We start from the raw sequence: 23,107 nt of genomic DNA, 5'->3' as shown, positions 1-23,107 counted from the left end.
CGCGGCGGCTAGCGGGCGCGCTTGGCGCGGTACATGTCGGCGTCGCTGCGTTCCATCAGCGCCTCCAGGCTCTCGCCGGGGCGCCGCTCCGCCAGGCCCAGGCTGATGCCGACCTGCAGGCCCGGCGCCAGCCGGCCCCAGTCGTAGGCGCGCACGCTGGCCTGCAGCCGCTCGCACACCTGCTGGGCGCGGCCCAGGCCGGCGTCCACCAGCAGCAGCACGAACTCGTCACCCGCCAGGCGCGCGGGCAGGTCCTGCTCGCGCACATGCTCGCGCAGCAGCTGGGCCAGCGCCTTCAGCACCGCGTCGCCCACGCCGTGCGAGTAGTTGTCGTTCACCTGCTTGAAGTGGTCCACATCGATCAGCGCCAGGCAGGGCGGCATGCGCTGCTCGCCCTGCAGCAGCAGGCGCAGATGCTGCTCGAAGTGGCGGCGGTTCGGCAGGGCGGTGAGCATGTCGCGCATCGCCAGCTGCTCCATCTGCTGCGAGCGCTGAGCCAGCTGCTGGACATCGCGCCGGTGCTGGCGCAGCTGCAGCTGCCAGTCGATCACATGGGCGCGGTTCTGCAGGCTTTGCTTGCGCGTCTCCTGCTCGTGGCGCGAGAGCTCGCGCAGCGCTTCCAGCGCCTCGCGGTAGCGGCCCTGCTGCTCGCACAGATAGCTCACCAGGTTCTGCCCCAGCTGTATGAAGCCCTCGTGGCGCGCCTGCTGGCCGCAGGCGCTCATGCGGCGCGCGGCGGCCTCGGCCTCGGCCAGCTCGCCGCGCGCCAGCGCCAGCTCGGCCACGCACCAATGCACCGAGGCGCTGACCCAGGCCTGGGCGAAGCTGGTCTCGTAGTCGCGCAGGCGGTTCAGCTCGGCCTGGCCCTGCGTGATGTCGAGCTGCCAGCAGTGGTGCAGGGCGCGCGCCAGCGTGGCCTTGACCTGCAGCGCATGCAGGCTGCCCGGCGCCATCGCATTGAGCTCATGCGCCTGGTGCGGGCTGAGGGCGGCATCGTCCAGATGGCGGGCCAGGCGCGGTAGCGCCGTCGGCGTCTGGCCGAGGCGGCGCTCGTTGGCATGGTCGGCAATCGCCACCAGGGCCATATTGATGTGCAGCTCGTAGGTGTTGAGCGGCGGCTCGCAGCGGCGCGAGATCGCCACCGCGCTCTCGAAGGCGCGCTCGGCCTCGGCATAGTTGCGGCCGCTGTGCGCGGCCACGCCTAGCGCATGGTGGGCCATCACCTGCTCGCGGCCCGGCGGCAGCGCCTCGCCCAGGCGCACCGCCAGCAGCGCGCTTTCCACCGCCTCCTCGTAATGCCCCAGGCGGGTGGAGGCGATGGCATGGGTGCACAGCGCCAGCGCCTCGCCGGCGGCGAGGTCGCAGCGCTCGAACAGCAGCGCGGCGCGCTGCGCCAGCTCATGCGCCTGGCGGTAGCCGCCCAACAGGCGCAGCTGGCAGCTCGACAGGCACAGCATCGCCTGCGCCTGGATCTCGAGGTCGCCGCTCTGCTGCCCCAGCGACAGCGCCTGCTCGGCCAGCTCCACCGCCTGCGCGGCCTGGCCGATATTGGCCAGGGTCTCGGCCCTGGCCAGCAGCTCGGCGGACTTGGCCCTGGACTTCATTCCGTCTGGTGCAGGCGCTTGGCCACCGGGTTGGGGCGCAGGCGGTAGGCGTCGGGCATGCCCGAGCCCAGCAGCGGGCGCAGATAGAGGCGGAAGGCGTCGGTGATGTCGGTGCCGCAGGGGCTGATGAACTCGTCCTCCATCACGCGCGTCTTGCCGGCCACCGCCTCCAGCGGCAGCAGCTCGTAATCGGCCGAGTAATAGCCGTTGCGTTTGATCGCCACCGAGCCGTCGCGGTCGCCCCAGATCGCGTATTGCACCGCCTTCTCGCCGACCTCGCGCGCCTCGCGCTGGTCCACGTCGGAGACGCAGCCGACGAAGCTGCGCTGCAGATAGCCGAAGGTGTCGCCGCGCACGCGCTTGATCTTGAGCTTGCTCTTGATCTCCTCGCACAGCAGGTCGGCCAGGGCGCCGGTGCCGGAGAGCTGCACATTGCCATGCGCATCGCGCTCCAGGTCCTTGGCCAGCTGGGCGGCGATCGCCTCGCCCGAGGCGTCGTGGATGCCCTCGGAAACGGCGATCACGCAGCGACCATGGCGCTCGTACATGGTCTTCACGTCGACCAGGAACTGTTCCAGCTCGAACACCCGCTCGGGCAGGTAGATCAGGTGCGGGCCGTCGTCGGGGAACTTCTTGCCCAGAGCGGCGGCGGCGGTCAGGAAGCCGGCATGCCGGCCCATCACCACGCCCACATAGACGCCGGGCAGGGCGGCGTTGTCGAGATTGGCGCCGGCAAAGGCCTGGGCCACGAAGCGCGCCGCCGACGGGAAGCCGGGCGTGTGGTCGTTGCCGACCAGGTCGTTGTCGATGGTCTTGGGGATGTGGATACAGCGCAGCGGGTAGCCGACCTTGGCGGCCTCCTGGCTGACGATGCGCACGGTGTCGGAGGAGTCGTTGCCGCCGATGTAGAAGAAATGCTCGATCTCATGCGCCTGCAGCACCTTGAAGATCTGCTGGCAGTAGGCGAGGTCGGGCTTGTCGCGGGTGGAGCCCAGCGCCGAGGCCGGCGTGCCGGCCACCAGCTCCAGGTTGTGGCTGGTCTCCTGCGTCAGATCGACGAAGTCCTCGTTGATGATGCCGCGCACGCCATGGCGTGCGCCATAGACCAGGCTCACGCTCTTGTGGCGGCGCGCCTCCAGCACCACGCCCACCAGCGACTGGTTGATCACCGCGGTGGGGCCACCCCCCTGCGCAACAAGGATTTTTCCACTGGCCATGCTGGGCTCCTGTCGATACCGGAGCCCTCATTGCAACACATCATTGCAGTTCCAGAACCAGGCTCGAGCGTGGCGGCAGGTTCAGCGAGGAGCCCAGCTCGTGGCGCTGGCCGCTGATGACGTCGACCGCATGCGCTCGGCCCGCCAGCGACTCGGCAAAGCGCGCCAGCGCCAGCGGGGTCTCGGTCTTGTTCTTGTTCAGCACCACCATCACGCGCTGCCCGGCATCGGCACGGAAGTAGACGTAGACCCCGTCCAGCGGGTTGTAGTGCACCAGGCTGCCGCCGTGCACCGCGCTGGCCGTCTTGCGCCAGTTCAGCAGCCGGCGCAGCCAGGCCTGGAACTCGCGCTGGGCGGGGGACAGGCCCACGCCACTGAAGCCGTTGCTGGCGTCGCCGGCCCAGCCGCCGGCGAAATCGCTGCGCACCACGCCGTCGTCGCGCTCCAGCGGGCTCTTCATCAGCAGCTCGGTGCCGTAGAAGAACTGCGGCGTGCGCCGGGTGGTGGCGATCACGGTGGCGGCCATGCGCATCAGGGCCTCGTCCTCGCCCAGCGCCGAGAAGATGCGGTTGGTGTCGTGGTTGCCCTCGAACAGCACCATGCGGGCGGGCTCGGGGTAGAGGGCGTCGTTCATCATGGCCTCGTAGAGCTTGCCCAGCCCCACGCCATAGCCGCGCCCCTCGGGCTCGGTGAGCGCATCGCGCAGGCGGCCATGCAGCGGGAAGTCCATCATGCTGGGCATGGCCGAGACATAGCCGTCGGCATTGCGCCGGCCCTTGAGCCAATGCGCCACCATCAGCGGGTTGTCGCTCATCTCCTCGCCCACCATGGTGAGCCCGGGATACTCGGCCATGATGGCGGCCGACCAGCGCGCCAGGAAGGCCTTGTCCGAATAGGGATAGGTGTCGACGCGCAGGCCGCTGAGCCCCGCGTACTCGATCCACCAGACGGCGTTCTGTACCAGATAGGTGGCCAGCAGGGGCTGGCGCTGGTTCAGGTCGGGCATGCTGGGCACGAACCAGCCGTCCTGGAAGCGCTGGCGGTCGCTGGCGGCCGCGTAGGGGTCCTGCACCGTGCTGTGGCGGTGGTTGGTCTCCAGATAGGGCTGGCCGGGGTTGACCCAGTCGCGGCTGGGCGGGTCCTGCATCCACCAATGGCCCGAGCCAATGTGGTTGGGCACGATGTCCTGGATGAAGCCCAGGCCCAGCGCCTTGGCGCGCGCCACCAGTTGGCGGTAGTCCTCGTTGCTGCCGAAGCGGGGGTCGATCTTGTAGAGGTCGGTGGGCGAGTAGCCGTGGTAGGACAACTCGGGCTGCTTGTTCTCCAGCAGCGGCGTGGGCCAGACCTGGGTGAAGCCCATCGCGGCGATGTAGTCGAGGTGCTGGGCCAGGCCGGCCAGATCGCCGCCATGGCGGGCGCTGGGGTTGCCGCGGTCGAGGCGGTCGCCCAGCGCGTCGAGCTGGTCGTTGCGCGGCTCGCCATTGGCGAAGCGGTCGGGCACCACCAGGTAGATCGCGTCGCGCGGGCCGAAGCCCTGGCGGCGGGCCGAGCCGGGCGCGCGCGCCCACAGCGGGTAGGCCGGGCTCAGCACCGTCTTGCCGGCGCGCTGCAGTTCCAGTTGCAGGCTGCCGGGGCGGGCGCCGGGCTGGATCTCCAGGTCCAGGAACAGGTAGTTGGGGCTGTCGCTGCGCTGGCTGCCCAGCATGCGCACGCCGGCATAGGGCCGTAGCCGCGCCTTCAACTCGGCTATGCCCTGGCCGTGCAACATCAGCTGCAGGCGCTGGTTCTTCATGCCCACCCACCAGTTGGCGGGCTCGATGCGCTCGAGTTGCTGGGCCGGCTGGGCTGACTGGGCTGACTGGGCTGACTGGGCTGACGCATGGCCCATGGCCAGGCCCAGCAGGGCGGCGGCGAGCAGGGTGGTTTTCTTGATCGTCATGGGGCGGCGTTGCTAGAGAAGACCTGGACGGATTGCGGCGGCAGCTCGAAGCGTCGGCCGCGCTGGGCGCGCGTCGCCGCGGCGGGGTACTGGCGCTTCAGGCCGCCGGGCTGCGGCCCCAGCTCGATCCGCCGTACCTGCTCGCCATAGTTGATCAGCACCAGGCTCAGCCGGCCGCCGAGGCGGCGCTGGAAGCCCAGCACCTGGCCATCGGCAAAGGCCAGCCGGTAGCTGCCGCGCGCCAGCTCGGGCCGGCTATTGCGCAAGCTGAGCATGGCCTTGTAGAAGTTCAGGATGGAGCCCGGATCGGCTTGCTGCCGCTGGGCATTGTGGCTGGCGGCGTTGGGCGAGGCGGGACGGAAGGGGGCGGTGCTGCTGAAGCCGCTGGCATCCGCGCCCCAGCTCATCGGGCTGCGCAGCGGTGCGTCGCCCGCCAGCCCCGGCACGCCCGCCATGCCCACTTCCTCGCCGTAGTAGATGAAGGGCGTGCCCGGCAGCAGCAGGTAGGTGGCGGCCGCCAGCTTGTACTGCGCCTCGTTGCCGGCGAACTGGTCCCAGGCGCGCGCGCCGGCGAAGATGTCGTGGTTGGAGAGCATGGTCGCCATGTCCAGCGGCGCGCTCTCGAAGTACTGCCCGACCGCCTTGATCGCCTCGGCATCGCCCTTGGCGGCCTTGACGATCTTGCCCTCCAGGCCGAAGGCGAAGGCGCTGCCGCAGATCGCCGGGGCGGCGTAGACCTTGGGCTCGGCGGTGGCTTCGCACACCACGTGGCGGCGCGGATAGCTGCGTATCAGCTGGCTGAACTCGCCGGTGAGGCGGCGGCTTTCGGGCTGGTCGTTCCAGTCCTTGGCGCTGTTCTCGATCAGATGCGGCACGGCGTCGAGGCGGTAACCGTCGAGCCCGCGGTTGAGCCAGTAGCGCAGGCTGTCGCGGTGGTAGGCCACCACCGCCGGGTTACGCAGATTGAAGTCCGGCATGTGCGGGCCGAAGGTGCCGAAGTAGCGGCTCTCGTCGGCGCTCGCGTCGCTGCCCGCGTACCAGGGGTTCTTGCCCCAGATGTCCCAGTCCTTCAGCTCATCGGACGGCTCGCGCCAGACAAACCAGTCGCGGTAGGGGCTCGCCTTGCTGGCGCGCGCCTCGGCGAACAAGGGGTGGGCCTGGGCGCTGTGGTTGAGGATGTAGTCGATGATCACGCCGATGCCGCGCGCATGCGCCTGCTTGATCAGCTCGTCGAAGTCCGCCAGGCTGCCGTAGGCGGGCTCGATGCTGCGGAAGTCGGTGGTGGCATAGCCGTGGTCGTGATCGGCGCTGGTGAAGATGGGCATCAGCCAGATGCCCTTGATGCCCAGATCCTTCAGATAGTCCAGCCGCTGCGTCAGGCCACGCAGATCGCCGATGCCGTCGCCATCGCTGTCCTGGTAGCCGCGCACAAAGATTTCCATGAAGGCGCCATGGGCCCAGCCGGGCCGCAGCGGGCTGGCGCTGGGGCGCTGCGGCACCGGGCTCAGGTCCACCGGCGCGGCATGGCCTGTTGCGGCTGCCAGCGCCAGGCTCAGGGACAGGGCCAGAAGGCTTGGGTGCGCGCATTGCTTCTTCATCTTGATGACCTGGTGTTTGTAGCAAAAGTACTCATCGTTTGACACGCCGTTCAGACTCAAGCATGCCATTCGATCGCTGAATTCATGTTGGTGAATTCAGTGCTTATGGAATGTATGTAGTTTTGCTACTATGTTTCGGCGCCTCCCTGTCTGGGTGGCAAGAACAGCGCGGGGCGAGGAGATGCGACGAAGCATGAAGCAGTGGGCGGCCGTCCACATCGGGTTGTGCCTGGGCATGGCGATCATGGCGGGAGGCGTGCGGGCCGAGGCCGGCGTGGCCGCCTGCGACTCAGCGGCCGACCAGGTCTTGCAGGCCGCGCCCGCCATCGAGGCAAGGGCGCATTGGCTGGACGCAAAGCAGATCGCCTGGCCCGGCATGGCGCCGGCGGGCAGCTACAAGCTCTACCACTCGGCGGCCGGGCGCCTGACGCTGGTGCAGGGGCAGGGCCCTGCGCAGGTGAGCGGGGCAGACGGTGTGCTGAGCCTGCAGGCGCAAGACCTGACCCCGGGCGAGCTGGCCGGCACGCCCCGCCAGCATCTGGGCGCCGGCGTGCGCCTGAGTCTGCCCGCTGCCTTGCCGCGCGAGACCCTGCAGGATCTGCTGCGGCAGCAGTTGCTGCTGGTCCATGAAGGAGGTGACGGCGCCACGCAGGCCACGGGCCTGCAGCTGGCCGGCGCGCTGGACGATCTGTACGCGGCGGCGGCACAGCTGCCGGACCTGGGCGTGAGCCTGCCGGCGCGCGCCGGCACGCGCTTCCGGCTCTGGGCGCCGACCGCGCAGGCGGTGTCGGTCTGCATCTACCCGCGGGCACAGGGCCGGGCCAGCCGGCTGCAGCCGCTGAGCCTGGATGCCGCCACGGGCGCCTGGGGCGGCGGCCCGGCGCAGCGTCTGGACGGGCAGTACTACCGTTATCTGCTGCAGCTGTTTGTGCCCGGCGTCGGCCTGGTGCGCCAGCTCGTCACCGATCCCTATGCGGTCAGCCTCAGCGCCGACTCGCAGCGCAGCTATATCGCCGAGCTGGCTGCGGCACGCCTGCAGCCGCCGGGCTGGGCCGCCAGCCGCATTCCGGCCGGTGTCGAGGCGCCCACCGACATGGCGATCTACGAGCTGCATGTGCGCGACTTCTCCATCGGCGACGACAGCGTGCCCGTGGCGCATCGCGGCAAATACCTGGCCTTCACCGACCGCGGCTCGCGCGGCATGCGCCATCTACGCGCGCTGCGCCGGGCCGGCATCACGGACGTGCACCTGCTGCCGGTGTTCGACATCGCCAGCATCCCCGAGCGCGGCTGCCTGCAGGCCAAGGTGCCCGCGGCCGCGGCCGACAGCGAGCGCCAGCAGGCCGCCGTGATGGCGGTGGCGGGGCGCGATTGCTACAACTGGGGCTACGACCCCTGGCACTACAGCGCGCCCGAGGGCAGCTATGCCAGCGATGCGGAGGATGGCGCGCGCCGCGTGCTGGAGTTCCGCCGCATGGTGATGGGGCTGCACGAGGCCGGGCTGCGGGTGGGCATGGACGTGGTCTACAACCACACCGCCGCATCCGGCCAGGCGGCGCACTCGGTGCTGGATCGCATCGTGCCCGGCTACTACCAGCGCCTGGATGCGGCCGGCCGGGTCGAGCGCTCGACCTGCTGCGCCAACACCGCCACCGAGCACCTGATGATGGGCAAGCTGCTGCTGGATTCGGTGCTGCTGTGGGCGCGCGAGTACAAGATCGCCTCCTTCCGCTTCGATCTGATGGGGCACCAGCCGCGCGCCCTGATGGAGCAGCTGCAGGCACGCCTGAAACGAGAGCTGGGCCGCGAGGTGCAGCTGATCGGCGAGGGCTGGAACTTCGGTGAAATCGCCAACGGCGCGCGCTTTGTGCAGGCCTCGCAGCTGGCCCTCAACGGCAGCGGCATCGGCACCTTCAGCGACCGCGCGCGTGACGCCATCCGCGGCGGCAGCGCGGCCGACAGTGGCGCGGCCTTGCTGGCCCGCCAGGGCTATGTCAACGGGCTCGTCTACGACCCGAACGGCCATGGCCAGCACAGCCGCGAGGAGCTGCTGCGGGCTGCCGATCTGGTGCGCGTGGGCCTGGCCGGCTCGCTGCGCGACGTCGAGCTCGAGACCTGGAGTGGCGAGCGCAAGCGGCTTGACCAGATCGACTATGCCGGCCAGCCCGCCGGCTATGCCTCGCAGCCCGCCGAGGTGGTCAACTACGTGGACAACCACGACAACCAGACCCTGTTCGACATCAATGTCTGGCGCCTGCCGCGAGGCACCAGTGCGGCCGATCGCGCGCGCGTCCAGGTGCTGGCCGTGGCGCTCAACAGCTTCAGCCAGGGCGTGGCCTATTTCCATGCGGGGCTGGAATTGCTGCGTTCCAAGTCGCTGGACCGCAACAGCTATGAATCGGGCGACTGGTTCAACCGGCTCGACTGGAGCCTCAAGGACAACTTCTTCGGCAGCGGATTGCCACCCCAGGGCGACAACGGTGCCGACCACGCGCTGATGCGGCCCTTGCTGGCCGATCCGGCCATCAAGCCGGGGCCGGCCGAAATCGCCTGGACGAATGCCGCGGTGGCCGACCTGCTGCGCATCCGTGCCAGCAGCACGCTGTTCCGCCTGCGCAGCGCGGCCGAGGTGCGGCAGCGTCTGCAGTTCCTCAACACCGGCCCCCGCCAGAACCCCGTCGTGATCGCGGCCAAGCTGGATGGGCGCGGCCATGCCGGCGCCGGCTGGCGGGCGCTGCTGTACTTCGTCAACGTCGACAAGCAGGCGCATGAGCTGCTGCTGCCGAGCGAGGCCGGCCTGGCCTATCGCCTGCATCCGGTGCAGCGCGCCGCTGCTGCTGCGGACCGGCGCGTGGCGGCCGAGGCGGCCTATGCGCCGGCGCAGGGGCGCTTCAGCCTGCCGGCGCGCAGCGCCGTCGTCTTTGTGCTGGACTGACCTCCGTCCAGCAAGGGCGTCGTTCATCGCCCTGGCGGGGGCGCTCGTCGCCTCGCCGCACCGAGGGGCCCGAATCGCACTAGCATTGGGCCGATTGCTCGCCGGAGGTCCACCATGAAAGCGCTGATCGCTGTCCTGCTCGCCTGCACGCTGGCCGCCTGCGCCACGGCGCCGCAACCGGTGGTCGCGACCGCGACCCTGTTGCGCGATGCGGCCTTTGCGCCCAGCACCGAAGCCATCGATGCCGGCCAGGTGATGGCGCTGAGCGACGAGATGCGCAGCTATCTGCGGCGCGAGCTCGGCGCCCAGCTGCGCAGCAACGGTACCCGGCAGGGCCTGCTGGATGCGCTCTATACCAAGAGCCAGCTCAAGCTCGAGTACGACACCGCGATGACGCGCACGGCGGCGCAGGCCTTCGAGGCGCGCGCCGGCAACTGCCTGTCGCTGACGCTGATGACGGCCGCTTTTGCCAAGGAGCTGGGCCTGCCGGTGCATTACCAGAACGTGCTGGTGGACGAGCTCTGGAGCCGGGTCGGCAATCTGCAGTTCGTGGCCGGCCACGTGAATCTGCGCCTGGGCCGACGCCATACGGAGTTCAAGGTCTATGGCGACGAGGCCGAGAACCTGGTCGTCGACTTCATGCCCGGTGCGCAGATCCGCAGCCAGCGCAGCCTCGACATCGATGAGTCGGTGATCGTCGCCATGTACATGAACAACCGCGCCGCCGAGTCGCTCAGCGAAGGCAAGGTGGATCAGGCCTACTGGTGGGCGCGCGCCGCGGTCCTGCACGAACCGCGCTATCTGGGCGGCATCAACACCCTGGGCGTGATCTACCGCCGCCATGGCGAGCTGGATGCCGCGGCGCGGGCCTTCCGCGAGGTGCTGCAGCGCGAGCCCGCCAACACGCCGGCGCTGGCCAATTTGGTGGTGGTGCTGCGCGAAACCGGCCAGACCGAAGAGGCCGATCGCCTGAACCTGCGCCTGGCCGAAATCCAGCCCTATCCGCCCTTCGTGTTCTACGACCAGGGCCGCGATGCCATGCGTGCCGGCGACTTCAAGCGTGCCCGCGATCTCTTCAACCGCGAGATCTCGCGCAACGCCTATTTCCATGAACTGCACTTCTGGCTCGCGCTGGCCAACTATGCGCTGGGTGACATGGTGGAGGTGCGCCGCGAGCTGACCCTGGCCAAGGACAACAGCACCACCTTGCGCGATCGCGAGCTTTACAGCGCCAAGCTGGACAGCCTGCGCGTCAAGCGCAGCTATTGATCAGAGCGGCGGCAGGCCGTGGCGCGCGCGGGCGCGCGTGCAGGCCTCGTCGCCCAGCCCCAGCGGCGCGCGCAGCCCGAACTCACGGCAGGGCGCGGGCCTCCACTCGTAGATGCCGCAGCTGGCTTGCACGCCCACCTTGCCCACCAGGGCGGCGCAGCGCGGTTGCGCATGATCGGTGCCGCGCATGCGGCAGCTGCTGTCGGTGAGCTCGACGGTCAGGCCATCGGGCACCGGGCCACCCTCGCTGAGCAGTTCGGCACGCGCGAAGTCCACGCGGAAACTCGCGCAGCAGGCGCCGCAGCGGGTGCAGGGATTGTCGGTCGCGCTCATCGCACAGCCCCGGCGGTGAGCGGGCGGCGCAGCAGCACACCCAGCAGCGGCACGCTGAGCGCGAAGGCCGCCACGCCGGTGGCCCAGAAGGCCTGCATCGCCGCTGAGGGCGCCGCCTGCAGCAGCCAGGCACAGGCCAGCGCGCTGACGATCAGGCGCAGCATCTCGCCGGCGCGCCTGGCCTGCGGGTCCTCCAGCAGCTGGGTCAGCAGCACCAGGCCGGCGGCCAGCCCGAGCGCCAGGGGCAGGGCGGTGGAGAGCGCCAGGCCCGGCGCCAGCGCCAGGAACAGCACGCCCAGGCCCAGTTGGATGAACAGGTGCACCAGGCCGTAGACGGGCAGGCCGGCGGGCAGCGGCGGCGCGTAGCGGTGGAACTGCCGCAGGTCCGGTACCGGCTTGGGCGCCAGCCGCTCGAGATCCGCCGGGCGCCAACCCGGATGCCGGAACCAGAGCGCGAGCTTGTCGCGCCAGCGCGCCGTCATGCGCATATCGCGCCAGCGCTCGGCGTAGACATGCAGATTGGCCGAGAGCGGGTTCCAGCGCCGCAGCTGGCCCAGCACGCCGTAGACGATGGGCTCGTCCGCGCGCTCCTCGACGAAGCTGCCGAACAGGCGATCCCAGAGGATCAGGATGCCGCCGTAGTTGCGATCCAGGCAATAGGCGTTCTGACCATGGTGGACGCGGTGGTTGGAGGGCGAGACGAAGACGCGGTCGAACCAGCCCAGCCGACCCACCAGCCGCGTATGCACCCAGAACTGGTAGAGCAGATCGATCAGCGCCACCGCGCCGAACACCAGCGGCGGCACGCCCAGCACGGCCAGCGGCAGGTAGAAGATCCAGCTGAAGAGAAAGCCGGTGCCGGTCTGGCGCAGCGCGGTGCTGAGGTTGTATTCCTCCGAGCTGTGATGCACCGCATGCGCGGCCCACAGCAGCGCCACCTCATGGCCGAGGCGGTGATACCAGTAGTAGCAGAGGTCGTACAGCAGCAGCGCCAGCAGCCAGACCCAGAGCGCGTCCGTGCGCAGCGGCAGCAGCGCCAACTGCTGCCAGGCGAGCGTGTAGATGCCCACCGTGAAGGTCTTGCTGAACACCTCGATGAGCTGGCTGGTGATGCCGGCCGCCAGGCTGGACACGGTGTCGGCCGCGCGGTAGATCGTCTGGCCGCGCCAGCGCCCCCAGGCGAATTCCAGCCCGATCATCAGGATGAACACGGGAGCGGCATAGACGATGGGGTTGAGCATGGGCAAGCGCCGTCGTGAGGAGTTGCGAGCGCTATTGTCCTGGCCCGTGACGCCCGCCGCACGCAGGAATGCGACACTTGCCAAACCCCCGGATCCTGCGCAAAGGAGGTCCCGATGTCGCGCCACATATTCTCGCCGGCCGCTGTCCTTGCCGCGGCATTGCTGGGCGCATCGATGCGCCTTTGTGCCGCCGACCTGAGCTTGCAGGTGCTGGACCGCAGCGGCAAGCCGTTGCCCGATGCGGTGGTGCTGCTGGACAGCAGCCTGCCGGGCGCGCGCCCGCTGCCCAAGGCCGAATACCTGATCGCGCAGGAAAAGATGAAGTTCGTGCCGGCCCTCTCGGTGGTGCCGGTGGGCGCCAAGGTGGTGTTCAGCAACCTGGATCGCTGGGACCACCATGTGCGCGGCGGCCAGATGGGGCCGGGGGGCGTCTATCTGGATCCCAGCCAGGGCTTTGCGCTGCGCCTGGCCGGCCGGGTGGAAGGCAGGGTCCCCAGCAGTGCCAGCCAGACCTTTGTCCAGCCCGGGCCGCAGCTGCTGGGCTGCCATCTGCATGGCTCGATGCGCGGCCATGTCTACGTCAGCGATTCGCCGTGGGCGGCGGTGAGCGATGCCGAGGGCCGGCTGAGCTTCAACGGCCTGCCCGAGGGGGCCGCCCGGTTGCGCGTCTGGCACCCGGATCAGCTGCTGGATGGTCAGGTGCAGAACATCCAGCTCGGTGCCGCCGCCAACAGCCTGAGCCTGCCGACCCAGATCGTGCCGCGCCGCGCTGCGGCCGCGCCCAGTGCCCAGCCTTATTGAGCGCCCCCAAGACCTGCCGCTTCGCGTCAGGCCCCCCCGAGGGGGGCAAACAAACTTGGGAGCGGCCCTTCGTTTGCTTGTGAGGCGGCGCCGGCTCAGCCCAGTTCGGCCAGCAGCTTGGCGACCTCGGCCTTCTCCGGATAGTTCTTCTTGCCCTGCTTGTCGAGGTTCTTCAGCTCGGCGATCGCCGAGGTCTTGTCGCCCGACAAGGCGTGCAGCTTGGCCAGGTTGATGCGATAGGCGACCGAGGTCGGCACCATTTCCACCACCTGCTTCTGGATCTCCAGGGCCTTGGCGACCTGCTTGTTCACACCCAGCACGGTGGCCAGCGTGTCCATCAGGGCGGGCTGACCGGGTGCCGCTTTGAGCGCCTTTTCAGCCGCATCCAATGCCGGCGCGAACTTGCCTTGCTTGTAGTAGGTCCAAGCCAGGTTGTTGAGGGCGATCGGGTAATCCGGCTTCAAGGCCAGCAGTTGCTGCAGGCGTTTTTCCGCGCCCGCATAGTCCTGCCGCGTCAGGGCCTGATCGCTCAGATAGAGCAGGAACAGGGCATCCTTGGGATGGTCCTTGGTCCAGCTTTCCACGAACTTGGCAGCCTCGGCATCTTTCTTCGCCGCGATCAGGGAGAAGTGATACTGCGCGGGGGCCTGCGCCGGATTGGTCTTGCCGAGCGCGGTGCGGAAGGCCGCGGCCGCCTGGTCCAAATGGCCCTGGCTCTGCTCGATTTCGCCTTCCAGCATGAAGCCGAGCGCTTGGGCGGGGTACTTCTGCTGCACGCGGCGAGCGGTTTTCAGTGCGTCATCGAAGCGCTGCTGCCGCAGCGCCAGCATGATGGCCGCACGCTGGGTCTGCAGCGAATCGGGGGCCAGTTCCACCGCGCGCTTCACCGACTTGGCTGCACCGTCCAGGTCCTTGCTGGCGAGCTGGGTGTCGGCCAGGCCCAGCAGGGCGCTCACCGAACGCGGTTGCACCGAGATCAGCTTGTTGAAGGTGGCGAGCGCCTGATTGGCATCGCCGGCGTTCAGCTGCGCGCGCCCGAGGCGCTCCTGCAACTCCGGGTTGTCGGGCAGCGCGGCGACGGCGGCCTGCGCGGCCAGCAGCGCCTCCTGGGTCTCCTCGTGCGCCAGGTGGTGCTCGATCAGGGCACGGCGCACCGCCGGGTCGGAGGGATTCGCCTTCACCGCATTGCGCAGCAGTTCGGCCACCTCCTTGGGGGAGCCGCCGGTGCGCGCCCGCAATTCCGCCAGCGCAACCATGGCACGGCTGTTTTTGGGGTCGGCCTTGATCACCGCCGCGAAGCGCGCCTTGGCAGCGTCCGGTTTGCCTTCCAGGAAGTCGAGTGCGGCCAGGCTGGCAATGGCGGGGAAGAAGTCCGCACGCGCGGCCAGCGCGGCTTCGAAGGCCTTGCGTGCGCCGGCATTGTCCTTGCGCAGCAGCAGCACCTGGCCGCGCAGATTGGCCGAGATGGACTTGTCGGCCTGCTTGCGCTCCATCGCATCGATGGCGGTCAGCGCCTTGTCGAGGTCGCGGCGGCGCACATGCGCGCTGATCAGTGCCATGTCCGCCGAGATGCCGGTATCGCTGGCGGCGATGCTGCGCAGATCGCTGAAGCCGGCGTCGGTCTTGCCCTGCGCGATCTGCGACATCGCCAGTGCCGTGCGCGCCTTGGCGCTGTCGGGCTGGCTTTGCACCGCCTTGGCGAAATAGGTCTCGGCATTCTTCAGGTCGCCGATGGCCAGGTAGGCCTGGCCCGCCAGGGTCAGCGACTCGGCGTCCGCATGGCCGCTTTCGAGCACCGGGCGCAGCGCGTTGATGGCCTTGTCGGGCTGGTTGGACATCATGTTGGCGCGCGCCAGCAGGCGGCGTGCGCCCAGGTCATTGGGCATGGCCTGGACGGCGCGCATCAGCAGAGTTTCGGCGGGCGCGCTGGCGCCCAGTTGCAGCTCCACCGCGCCGGCCAGCAGCAGCATGCGCGGATGGTCGGGCATGCCGCGCAAGCCCTTCTGTAGCAGCGCCTGGGCTTCCTTGAATTGCCCCTTGGCCAAGTGCAACTGCGCTTCAAACACCAGGGTGTCGGGATGGCGCGGCAGGGCCTTGCGCATGGCCTCCAACTGCTTGCCCGCAGCATCAAGATCCCTGGCCGCCAGATGCATGGCCATCAAGGCGCTATGGGCGCGTGCGAGGTCAGCGCGCAGTTTCAGCGCCGCTTCAAAGGCAGCACGCGCGCTGGTCTTGTCGTCCTTGGCCAGCAACAGGTCCCCGCGCAACATGAAGGCCTGGGCGTTGCCGGGCTCGCGGGCGATCAGGTTGTCCATCAGCTTGAGCGCTTCATCGAATTCGCCATTGCCTGCCTTCAGGCGGGCCAGCAAGATCACGGCTGGCCCGTAGCTTGGCGAGAGCTTGAGCGCCTCGTCGACCGCCGCCTGCGCACGTTCGCGTGCACCCAAGCCGGCGTGGGCGGAGGCGAGGCTGGTCTTGAAGTCCGCCATGGCCTTGGGTTCGCTGAAGGCGACCGGGCCGAATTCGTCGATCAGTTTGCGGTTTTCGCCCAAGGCCAGCAGGGCGCGCGCCAGTTCGGGCATGACCAGCTCATCGGCCATCTTCAGGCGGCGTGCCTGGCGCAGCTCGATCTCGGCTCCGGCCGCATCACCCTGGCCCAGCAAGGCCTTGCCCAGCAGCAGCCGCGCCTCCGCCGAGTCGGCATTCTTTTGCAGGACGTTCTTCAGCTGGATGGTGGCGGCGCTGTAGTTCTGCAGGCTCAGATACTCCTTGGCCGCAGTGATCAACTCCGCCTCGCTTTTGCCACCGCAGGCAGACAGCATGATCAGGGCGGCGAGTGACAGGCTCGCCAGGCCCAGCTTGGGCTTGTGGCTGGATTTTTTCAAAACTTCCCCTTTTGAGTAGGGCCACACCGTCGGCGGCCTTGCTGCGCGCGAGTATGGCCGAGGCCATGCGGCCCAACAAGCGAGCAGAAACCAGCAGCGTGAAGAATTGGGGAGCAGGAGGGGGCTCAGGCGCTGGCCATCTCGCGCACCACGGTGACGGTGCAGTCCGATTCCGCCACCACCTGGGCCGAGACGCTGCCGAGATAGCGCCGCAGCGCCGAGTTGCCGCGTGCGCCCATCACCACATGATCGACGCGGTTCTTGGCGGCGAATTCGATGATGGCATTGGCCGCGTCCGGCGCTTCCAGCACATGGAAGGTGAGCCGGCCGTCCTCCAGCTTGAGCGCGCGGGTGACAGGTCTTGCCCAGTGCTTGAGGGCAATCAACTGCTTGACGTGCAGGCTCTTGCCATCCTTGTCGGTGAGCTCGTCCATGCCGATGCGGGCGGTTTTCATCACGCTGACGCAGGCCAGGCGGGCGCCGGGTTCGGTCTGCACGATGCGGCGCACCGTCTCGCGCAACTGCTCCAGCAGGCCGGGGGTGGCATGGTCGATGTCCACCGCGGCCATGATGATGGGGCTGCGTGCCACCTGCTCGGTGACCGTGGCCTGGGCCACCGGCTCGGAGCCGAGCGCGAAGAACCAGCGCTTGAGGGTCTTGATGGTGCCGCTGGTGTGCAGGCGTTCGGCGCGCTTGCTGAGGGTGATGCCCTCGGGGCGCTGCAGGTCCAGCGCCAGCTGGGCGGCGCTCTGGTAGCGCCGTTCCGGCTTGACCTCCAGGCAGCGCAGCACCACCTCCTGGAACCAGGGCGGGATATTGGGGTCGATGGCGCGCGGCGGCACCGGGTCCACGTAGAGGCGGCGGCGCAGGCCGCGCACCGAGGCGGGTTGGCCGAAGGGGCGCTCGCCGGTGGCGAAGTGGTACAGCATCACGCCCAGGGCGAACAGGTCGCTGCGCGGATCATTGCGCACGAACTGCACCTGCTCGGGCGACATATAGGGGCCGGTGCCCATCGGCAGCGAGAACTCCTCTTCGAGCAGATCGGGCAGCTGGTCGTGGCGCGACAGCCCGAAGTCCACCAGCACCGCCTCGCCGCTCGGGCGCAGCATGATGTTGCTGGGCTTGATGTCCAGGTGCACCACATGCTGGCGATGCAGATCGTGCAGGGCGGTGGCCACGCGCGAGCCGATCTCGATCACCTCGTCCAGCGGCAGCGGCGCCTCGTCCAGGCGCGGGCGCAGCGATTGGCCGGCGATCTGTTCCATCACGATATAGGCCTGGCGGGTCCAGTCGCCGCGCGCCACGAAACGCGGCACATGCGGGCCCTTGAGGGCCGGCATCAGCATCTGCTCGACCTCGAAGCCGACGATGGTGGCGGGGTCCTCGCCGCCCTTGATGCGCGGCACTTTCATGATGAGCGGGAAGTCCTCGCCGGGCACCGGCTCCAGCCGCGTGACGCGCCAGAGATTGGCCATGCCGCCCTGGTGCAGGCGCTCTTCCAGCCGGAAGCCATCCAGCACCAGGCCGGGTTCCAGGCTGGCGATGGGCAGGGGGGCGGGGATGCTGGCGGGACCGCTGGACTGGTCTGGCATGGATTCCTCGATAGGCACTATTCGCCGGTCAGCAGGCGCTGCGCCAGGCGCTCCGGCAGGCCGGCGGCGCGGATGCGCGCGGCGGCACCATCATGGTCGTAGGGCACGCGCTGGAAGCAGAGCTCGTGACTCACGGTGTCAAACAGGGCGTAGCAGGCGGCTGGGTTGCCGTCGCGCGGCTGGCCGCAGGAGCCGGGGATGGCCAGCCACTGGCGGTTGGGCAGCAGCGGGATCGACATGCCCGGCACCGGTTTGAAGTCGCCCGCCTTGCCGGTCCCCGAAAGGTGGTAGAGCATGGGCTCGTGCATATGGCCGCAAAAGGTGTAGCGGCACTCGGTGGCATGCAGGCTGCGCATCGCCTCCAGGCGCCCCTGGATGTACTCCCAGGCCCGCGGGTCGTAGGCATTGGCGTGCACATAGAGCCGGTCTTCCTGGGTCTGGCTCATCGGCAGGGCGGCCAGAAAGGCGAGCTGCTCGGCATTCAGCTGGGCACGCGTCCAGAGCACGGCGGCGCGGGCGTCGTCGCGCATGCTGGGCAGCGGGCCTTCCAGCACGGCGCTGTCGTGGTTGCCCATCACCGCGATGGCGCCGTCGGCGACCATTTGGCGCACCCGATCCACCACCCAGGCCGGGTCACCGCCATAGCCTACGAAGTCGCCCAACAGGGCATATTGGTCGGCATGCTGGGACTCGGCATGGTCGAGCACCGCGCTGAAGGCTTCGCGATTGGCGTGCAGGTCGGTGATCAGGGCAATTTTCATGACCCGCATAGCTTGCCATGTTTGACTGACGGCTGGCTGATCCTTGCCGCCCGCGGCTTCGGTTATCCTGCAACGAACAGGACGGCAGTACAGGCATGTGGCGCGTATTTGGACTGACAGCTCTTTTCACGCTCGCGCAAGGTGCCTGCGAGCTCAGCCTGGCGGCGTGCAGCCGCGTGATCGAGGCGCCGCTGGCCGCCGTGGGGCTGAGCGTCACTGTGGATGGGCGGCTGCCCGGCGGGGTCTATCCCGAGCTGTTGCGCGGCATTGCCAAGGAGGGCTGCGACTTCGCGTTCAGCGTGGTGCCGCGGGCGCGCCAGGAGGCCATGTTCGAGGCCGGCAAGGCGGATCTGCTGATACCGGCGAGCCGTTCCTCCCGGCGCGACCAGTTCGGGCTGTTCGTGCCGCTGATCTTCGCGCGCGCCACGCTGATCTCCCTGCGCAGCGAGCGTCCCGCCATCACCAGCCTGGATGAGCTGCTGGAGCGCAAGGAGCTGCGCGTCGCGCTGGTGCGGGGCTTCGACTATGGCGACGCCTACCGTTCCCTGCTGTCAGAGCTGCGCGAGCAGCGACGGCTCTCGCTGGAGGTGGATGCGCTGGCGGTGGCACGCTCGCTCAGCAGCGGCATGTCGGATCTGACCATCATGGCGCCCTCCATCCTGGTGGGCGCGATCTCGGCCGAGCCGCGCTACCAGGCCCTGCTGGAGCGGCTGCGCTATGAGCCGGTGGAGGAGCTGCCCTGGGCCGACAGCGGCGCCTATCTGTCGCGGGCCAGCCTCAGCGACGGCGATCGGGAGGCGCTGCGCGAACTGCTGGAGCGCAGCGCCAGGACGGGGGCAGTCTGGAAGGCGTTCCAGCGCAACTATCCCGCCGGCAGCCTGAACGGCAGCATCCGCCCTCGTTGAGGCCTTTGCTCAGCCGATGCGGCCGAGCAGCAGGTACTCCATGAGCGCCTTTTGCACGTGCATGCGGTTTTCCGCCTCGTCCCAGACCACCGACTGCGGCCCGTCGATCACGTCCGCCGCCACTTCCTCGCCGCGATGGGCCGGCAGGCAATGCATGAAGAGCGCGTCCGGCTTGGCCTGGGCCATCATGTCGGCGTCCACGCACCAGTCCGCGAAGGCGGCCCGGCGCGCCTCGTTCTCGGCCTCGTAACCCATGCTGGTCCAGACGTCGGTGGTCACCAGGTCGGCGCCACGGCAGGCTTCGTTGGGGTCCTTGAAGACCTTGTAGCAGGCGCGGTTCTGGATGCCGGCCACGGCCGGGTCCACTTCGTAGCCGCTGGGGGTGCTGACGTGCACGGTGAAGCCGAGGATCTCGGCCGCCTGCAGCCAGGTGTTGGCCATGTTGTTGCCATCGCCCACCCAGGCCACCACGCGACCCTTCAGACAGTCCATGTCGATGGCGCCGCGGCGGTCCATGCCGCGCGCCTCGATGAAGGTGAAGAGGTCGGCCAGGATCTGGCAGGGGTGGTACTCGTTGGTCAGGCCGTTGATCACCGGCACGCGCGAGTGCGCCGCAAAGCGCTCGATCTTGGTCTGCTCGAAGGTGCGGATCATGACGATGTCGACCATGCGGCTGATCACGCGCGCACTGTCTTCGATCGGCTCGGCCCGGCCCAGCTGGCTGTCGCCGGTGGTGAGGTGCACCACCGAACCGCCCATCTGGTACATGCCGGCCTCGAAGCTCACGCGGGTGCGTGTGCTGGCCTTCTCGAAGATCATCGCCAAGGTGCGGTCGGAGAGCGGCTGGTACTGCTCGTAGTTCTTGAAGCGCCGCTTGATGATGGCGGCACGCTCGAACAGATAGGCGTACTCCTCGGCGCGGAAGTCGCGGAATTGCAGGTAGTGGCGCATCAGGCTGTTCCCCGGCTTCATGCTGGCACCGCCAGAAAGTCCTTGATCACCGGCACCAGGATGGCAGCGATCTGGGCGGCCTCGTCGCTGCTCAGGATCAGTGCCGGCACCAGGCGCACCACGCGGTCGGCGGTGACGCTGATCATCAGCCCGGCCTCGGCCGCCTTGGCCAGCAGCGCGCCGGCCGGGCGGTCGAGCTCGATGCCCAGCATCAGGCCCTGGCCGCGGATCTCCACCACGCCGGCCACGCTAGCCAATCCCTGCGCCAGGCTGGCCTTGAGCTCGGCGCCGACCTTGGCGGCGTTGGCCAGCAGGCCTTCCTCTTCCATCAGGCGCAGCGTCTCGACGCCGGCGCGCATGGCCAGCGGATTGCCGCCAAAGGTGGTGCCATGGTTGCCCGGCTGCATCACCTTGGCGGCGCGCGGGCCGCACACCACCGCGCCGACGGGCACGCCGCTGCCCAGGCCCTTGGCCAGAGGCATCACATCCGGCTGGATGCCGGCCCATTGGTGGGCGAACCACTTGCCGGTGCGGCCGATGCCGCATTGCACCTCGTCCAGCATCAGCAGAATGTCGCGCGCGTCGCAGACGCGGCGCAGCGCCTGCAGGAACTCGATGCGCGCCGGGTTCACGCCGCCTTCGCCCTGGATGGTCTCCAGGAAGATGCCGGTGATGTTGGGATGGGCGTCGAGTGCGGCCTCGACGGCGGCGATGTCATTCAAGGGCACGCGCACAAAGCCGGGCACCAGCGGGCCGAAGCCGGCATGGATCTTGGGATTGGCGGTGGCCGAGAGCGTGGCGATGGAGCGGCCATGGAAGGCACCCTCGAACACCAGCAGCTCGGGATTGTGGTTGCCACGGTCGTGGCCGAACTTGCGCGCGATCTTCAGCGCGGCTTCGTTCGCTTCCAGGCCGGAATTGCAGAAGAACACATTCGTCAGGCCGGAGAGCTCGCAGAGCTTGGCGGCGAGTTGCTCCTGCAGCGGCACATGGTAGTAGTTGCTGGTGTGGATCAGCTTGGCAATCTGTTCCTGCAGCGCCGGCACCAGCTTGGGATGGGCATGCCCCAGGGTGTTGACCGCAATGCCGCCCAGCCCGTCCAGGTATCGTCGGCCGTCCACGTCCCAGACCCAGCAACCCTGACCATGCGACAGCGCGATTGGCAGTCGGCCATAGGTTTGCATCACATGCGGTTCGGACGGGGGCACGGACGATACGGCGGCGTTCATCAAGTCTCCATGAAAGGGGAGGGAACAAGAAGGGGACACCCGGCGCCAGCCGGGAGCGATCGATTCTAAGTGTGCATCGCAGCAAATCCGGGTTTGCGCGCACAAAGCCGCAGCGTCCCGCTGGAAAGTTCGCACTGCGCGATGGCTCGTGCTGCGGCGCAACACATCCAGGGCACAATAGCGGTTTCGCCGCGGCTGGTTGTTGCCGCGGCCGCCGCTTTCACGTCATGAGCCAGCCCCCCAAACCGCGCGAAGTCTTCATCCAGGGTGTGACCCTGGAGGGGCGCGCCTTCCGGCCGAGCGACTGGGCCGAGCGACTCGCCGGGGCGATGTCCTGCTTCCGCCCGGGCGGGGCCAAGGGTGGCATCGGGGCCCATATCGGCTACTCGCCCTACTGCGTGCCGCGCGTCATCAACGGCGTGAAATGCGTGATCGTCAACGAAGAGCTGAAGAGCATCGAGCCGATGGCCTGGGACTTCGTGATGAACTTCGCCCGCGACAACCACCTGCAGGTGGCCGAGGCCTGCCTGTTGCCCGAGCGCGGCAGCGGCGGTTGAGCTAGACGCGCCAGCGCGCCCGCAGCAGGGCGTACAACTCCAGCAGTCCGCAGAAGAGGGCGAGGGCAAGGGCCAGGTGTCTTGGTGCCTGGTTTGTGGTGGTGGGCGCGTCCATGCGGAACAGGCTAAGCGTTAACGGTGACAAAAGCATGAGTGCTGGGATGAGCCGATCGGCTCATGGTGCCGGCTGAGGCGCTTGACTATGCTTCAGCGCTTTGCATGGCCATGGGCGGTGACGGCAAGTCCGAGCCGGCGGCATCAGCGCTGGCGTGGGTTGAGGAAATGCGGCAATTGGCGGCGGGCTCACCGCACGTCGAGTTGCGTCATTTGGGCGACGTGGAGGCGGGTGCACAGCGCTGGCCCTTGTTGGCACTGATGCTGGGAAGTCGGGCTCCGCAAGCTCCCGCAATCGGCTACTTCGGGGGCGTGCACGGGCTGGAGCGCATCGGCACCGAGGTGGTGATGGCCTATCTGCGCAGCTTGGTGATGCGTTTGCGCTGGGACGCGCTGCTGCACCGGCAACTGGCAGGTATGCGCATGGTCTTCATGCCCTTGGTGAATCCGGGCGGCCTGGAGCGCGGCACCCGGGCCAATCCGCAAGGTGTGGATCTGATGCGCAATGCGCCGGTGGAGGCGCTCGGGCCGGTGCCCTGGCTGGTGGCCGGGCAGCGCCTCAGTGCCAGCCTGCCCTGGTATCGGGGCGCCGCCGGGGCAGCGATGGCACCGGAGAGCCTGGCACTGTGCGCGCTGGTGCGCGAGGAGTTGCTGAGTCACCAGATCGCCCTTGCGGTGGACTGCCATTCCGGCTTCGGCATGCGCGACCGCGTCTGGTTTCCTTACGCGCACACGGCCAAGCCGATCGAACATCTGCCGGAAATGCACGCCTTGTGCGAGATCATGGATCAGACCCATGCCGAGCATCGCTACTTGTTCGAGCCTCAGAGTCGTCAATATCTGACGCATGGCGACCTCTGGGACTATCTGTATCTGCAGTCCCGCGCCGAGCCGGGGCGCTTGCTGCTACCCTTGACCCTGGAAATGGGCTCATGGGTCTGGGTCAAGAAGAATCCTCGCCAGCTATTCTCGCGGCTGGGCATATTCAATCCGCAGATCCAGCATCGGCGGCAGCGCGTCTTGCGCCGCCATGTAGCCTGGCTGGATTTCATGTCCCGCGCTGCCAGCAGTGCCGGGCACTGGTTGCCCCGGGGCGATCAGCGGCGCGCGCACTATGACTTGGCGGTGCAGCGTTGGTATCGTCGCTGAGGCTGGCATGGACGTTGGGCAGAGGTG

Annotated in this window: 17 protein-coding genes; 6 read left to right on the top strand and 11 right to left on the bottom strand. The window is 68.6% G+C overall.

Translation table 11 applies throughout. From position 1 onward, the window contains the following. Positions 1 to 8: 8 nt before the first annotated feature. From AC3WQY_RS18830 to AC3WQY_RS18815, 4 genes are read right to left on the bottom strand one after another with little or no spacing between them, the layout of a single operon-like run. The gene (locus tag AC3WQY_RS18830) at positions 9 to 1,604 is read right to left on the bottom strand and encodes a GGDEF domain-containing protein (protein WP_492710044.1); all 1,596 of its coding nucleotides are present in this window, start codon (positions 1,602 to 1,604) and stop codon (positions 9 to 11) included. Beyond that, positions 1,601 to 2,821 (bottom strand): 6-phosphofructokinase, encoded by a 1,221-nt coding sequence (locus AC3WQY_RS18825; protein ID WP_285231609.1) that lies wholly within the window; start codon positions 2,819 to 2,821, stop codon positions 1,601 to 1,603. The genes AC3WQY_RS18830 and AC3WQY_RS18825 overlap by 4 nt, the downstream gene beginning before the upstream one ends. 40 nt (positions 2,822 to 2,861) lie before the next feature. Beyond that, complete coding sequence (locus AC3WQY_RS18820; protein WP_492710042.1) at positions 2,862 to 4,760, bottom strand: glycoside hydrolase family 13 protein; 1,899 nt, start codon at positions 4,758 to 4,760, stop codon at positions 2,862 to 2,864. Next, positions 4,757 to 6,358, bottom strand: a complete 1,602-nt coding sequence (locus AC3WQY_RS18815; RefSeq protein ID WP_492710040.1) for an alpha-amylase family glycosyl hydrolase — start codon at positions 6,356 to 6,358, stop codon at positions 4,757 to 4,759. The genes AC3WQY_RS18820 and AC3WQY_RS18815 overlap by 4 nt, the downstream gene beginning before the upstream one ends. 193 nt (positions 6,359 to 6,551) lie before the next feature. Here AC3WQY_RS18815 and AC3WQY_RS18810 point away from each other — a divergent pair, with 193 nt between their 5' ends. Beyond that, positions 6,552 to 9,293, top strand: a complete 2,742-nt coding sequence (locus tag AC3WQY_RS18810; RefSeq protein ID WP_492710038.1) for an alpha-1,6-glucosidase domain-containing protein — start codon at positions 6,552 to 6,554, stop codon at positions 9,291 to 9,293. Positions 9,294 to 9,407: 114 nt separating this feature from the next. After that, the gene (locus AC3WQY_RS18805; protein ID WP_492710037.1) at positions 9,408 to 10,562 is read left to right on the top strand and encodes a tetratricopeptide repeat protein; all 1,155 of its coding nucleotides are present in this window, start codon (positions 9,408 to 9,410) and stop codon (positions 10,560 to 10,562) included. Here the strand turns inward: AC3WQY_RS18805 and AC3WQY_RS18800 are convergent, their stop codons facing one another. Both AC3WQY_RS18800 and AC3WQY_RS18795 read right to left on the bottom strand, forming a co-directional pair. Then, positions 10,563 to 10,895 carry a YkgJ family cysteine cluster protein gene (locus AC3WQY_RS18800; protein ID WP_492710035.1) on the bottom strand — a complete coding sequence of 111 codons (333 nt, stop codon included), beginning with the start codon at positions 10,893 to 10,895 and terminating at the stop codon, positions 10,563 to 10,565. Beyond that, a complete protein-coding gene (locus AC3WQY_RS18795; protein WP_492710034.1) occupies positions 10,892 to 12,136 on the bottom strand; it encodes a sterol desaturase family protein in 1,245 nt (414 codons plus the stop codon). Before AC3WQY_RS18795 ends, AC3WQY_RS18800 begins: the two co-directional genes overlap by 4 nt. Before the next feature lie 114 nt (positions 12,137 to 12,250). Here AC3WQY_RS18795 and AC3WQY_RS18790 point away from each other — a divergent pair, with 114 nt between their 5' ends. Continuing rightward, on the top strand, positions 12,251 to 12,937 hold the full coding sequence (locus AC3WQY_RS18790) for a cupredoxin domain-containing protein (protein ID WP_492710032.1): 687 nt from the start codon (positions 12,251 to 12,253) through the stop codon (positions 12,935 to 12,937). 95 nt (positions 12,938 to 13,032) lie between these two features. Here the strand turns inward: AC3WQY_RS18790 and prsT are convergent, their stop codons facing one another. From prsT to AC3WQY_RS18775, 3 genes are all read right to left on the bottom strand, one after another. After that, positions 13,033 to 15,822 (bottom strand): XrtA/PEP-CTERM system TPR-repeat protein PrsT, encoded by a 2,790-nt coding sequence (gene prsT / locus AC3WQY_RS18785; RefSeq protein ID WP_492710030.1) that lies wholly within the window; start codon positions 15,820 to 15,822, stop codon positions 13,033 to 13,035. Between the two features lie 125 nt (positions 15,823 to 15,947). Next, positions 15,948 to 17,414: a protein kinase domain-containing protein gene (locus AC3WQY_RS18780; protein ID WP_492710029.1), complete on the bottom strand. Its 1,467-nt coding sequence runs from the start codon at positions 17,412 to 17,414 to the stop codon at positions 15,948 to 15,950. A 17-nt stretch (positions 17,415 to 17,431) separates the two neighbouring features. Further along, entirely contained in the window at positions 17,432 to 18,175 is a 744-nt protein-coding gene (locus tag AC3WQY_RS18775) for a metallophosphoesterase family protein (RefSeq protein WP_492710027.1), read from the bottom strand. A 95-nt stretch (positions 18,176 to 18,270) separates the two neighbouring features. Between AC3WQY_RS18775 and AC3WQY_RS18770 the strand changes: the two genes are divergently transcribed. After that, complete coding sequence (locus AC3WQY_RS18770) at positions 18,271 to 19,080, top strand: substrate-binding periplasmic protein (protein WP_285231619.1); 810 nt, start codon at positions 18,271 to 18,273, stop codon at positions 19,078 to 19,080. A gap of 9 nt (positions 19,081 to 19,089) precedes the next feature. Here AC3WQY_RS18770 and argF read toward each other — a convergent pair whose 3' ends face one another. Both argF and AC3WQY_RS18760 read right to left on the bottom strand, forming a co-directional pair. Continuing rightward, entirely contained in the window at positions 19,090 to 20,052 is a 963-nt protein-coding gene (argF, locus tag AC3WQY_RS18765) for an ornithine carbamoyltransferase (protein ID WP_285231620.1), read from the bottom strand. Further along, entirely contained in the window at positions 20,049 to 21,260 is a 1,212-nt protein-coding gene (locus AC3WQY_RS18760) for an aspartate aminotransferase family protein (protein WP_285231621.1), read from the bottom strand. The genes argF and AC3WQY_RS18760 overlap by 4 nt, the downstream gene beginning before the upstream one ends. A 227-nt stretch (positions 21,261 to 21,487) precedes the next feature. Between AC3WQY_RS18760 and AC3WQY_RS18755 the strand changes: the two genes are divergently transcribed. After that, complete coding sequence (locus tag AC3WQY_RS18755) at positions 21,488 to 21,817, top strand: DUF3579 domain-containing protein (protein WP_492710025.1); 330 nt, start codon at positions 21,488 to 21,490, stop codon at positions 21,815 to 21,817. A gap of 282 nt (positions 21,818 to 22,099) precedes the next feature. Next, the gene (locus AC3WQY_RS18750; RefSeq protein ID WP_492710068.1) at positions 22,100 to 23,080 is read left to right on the top strand and encodes a M14 family zinc carboxypeptidase; all 981 of its coding nucleotides are present in this window, start codon (positions 22,100 to 22,102) and stop codon (positions 23,078 to 23,080) included. The last annotated feature ends 27 nt before the right edge of the window (positions 23,081 to 23,107 follow it).

It is taken from the genome of Roseateles sp. FW301-B2 (assembly GCF_058788955.1).
The sequence above is the reverse complement of the archived record's forward strand: the minus strand, read 5'-3'. Positions and strand labels throughout refer to the sequence as shown.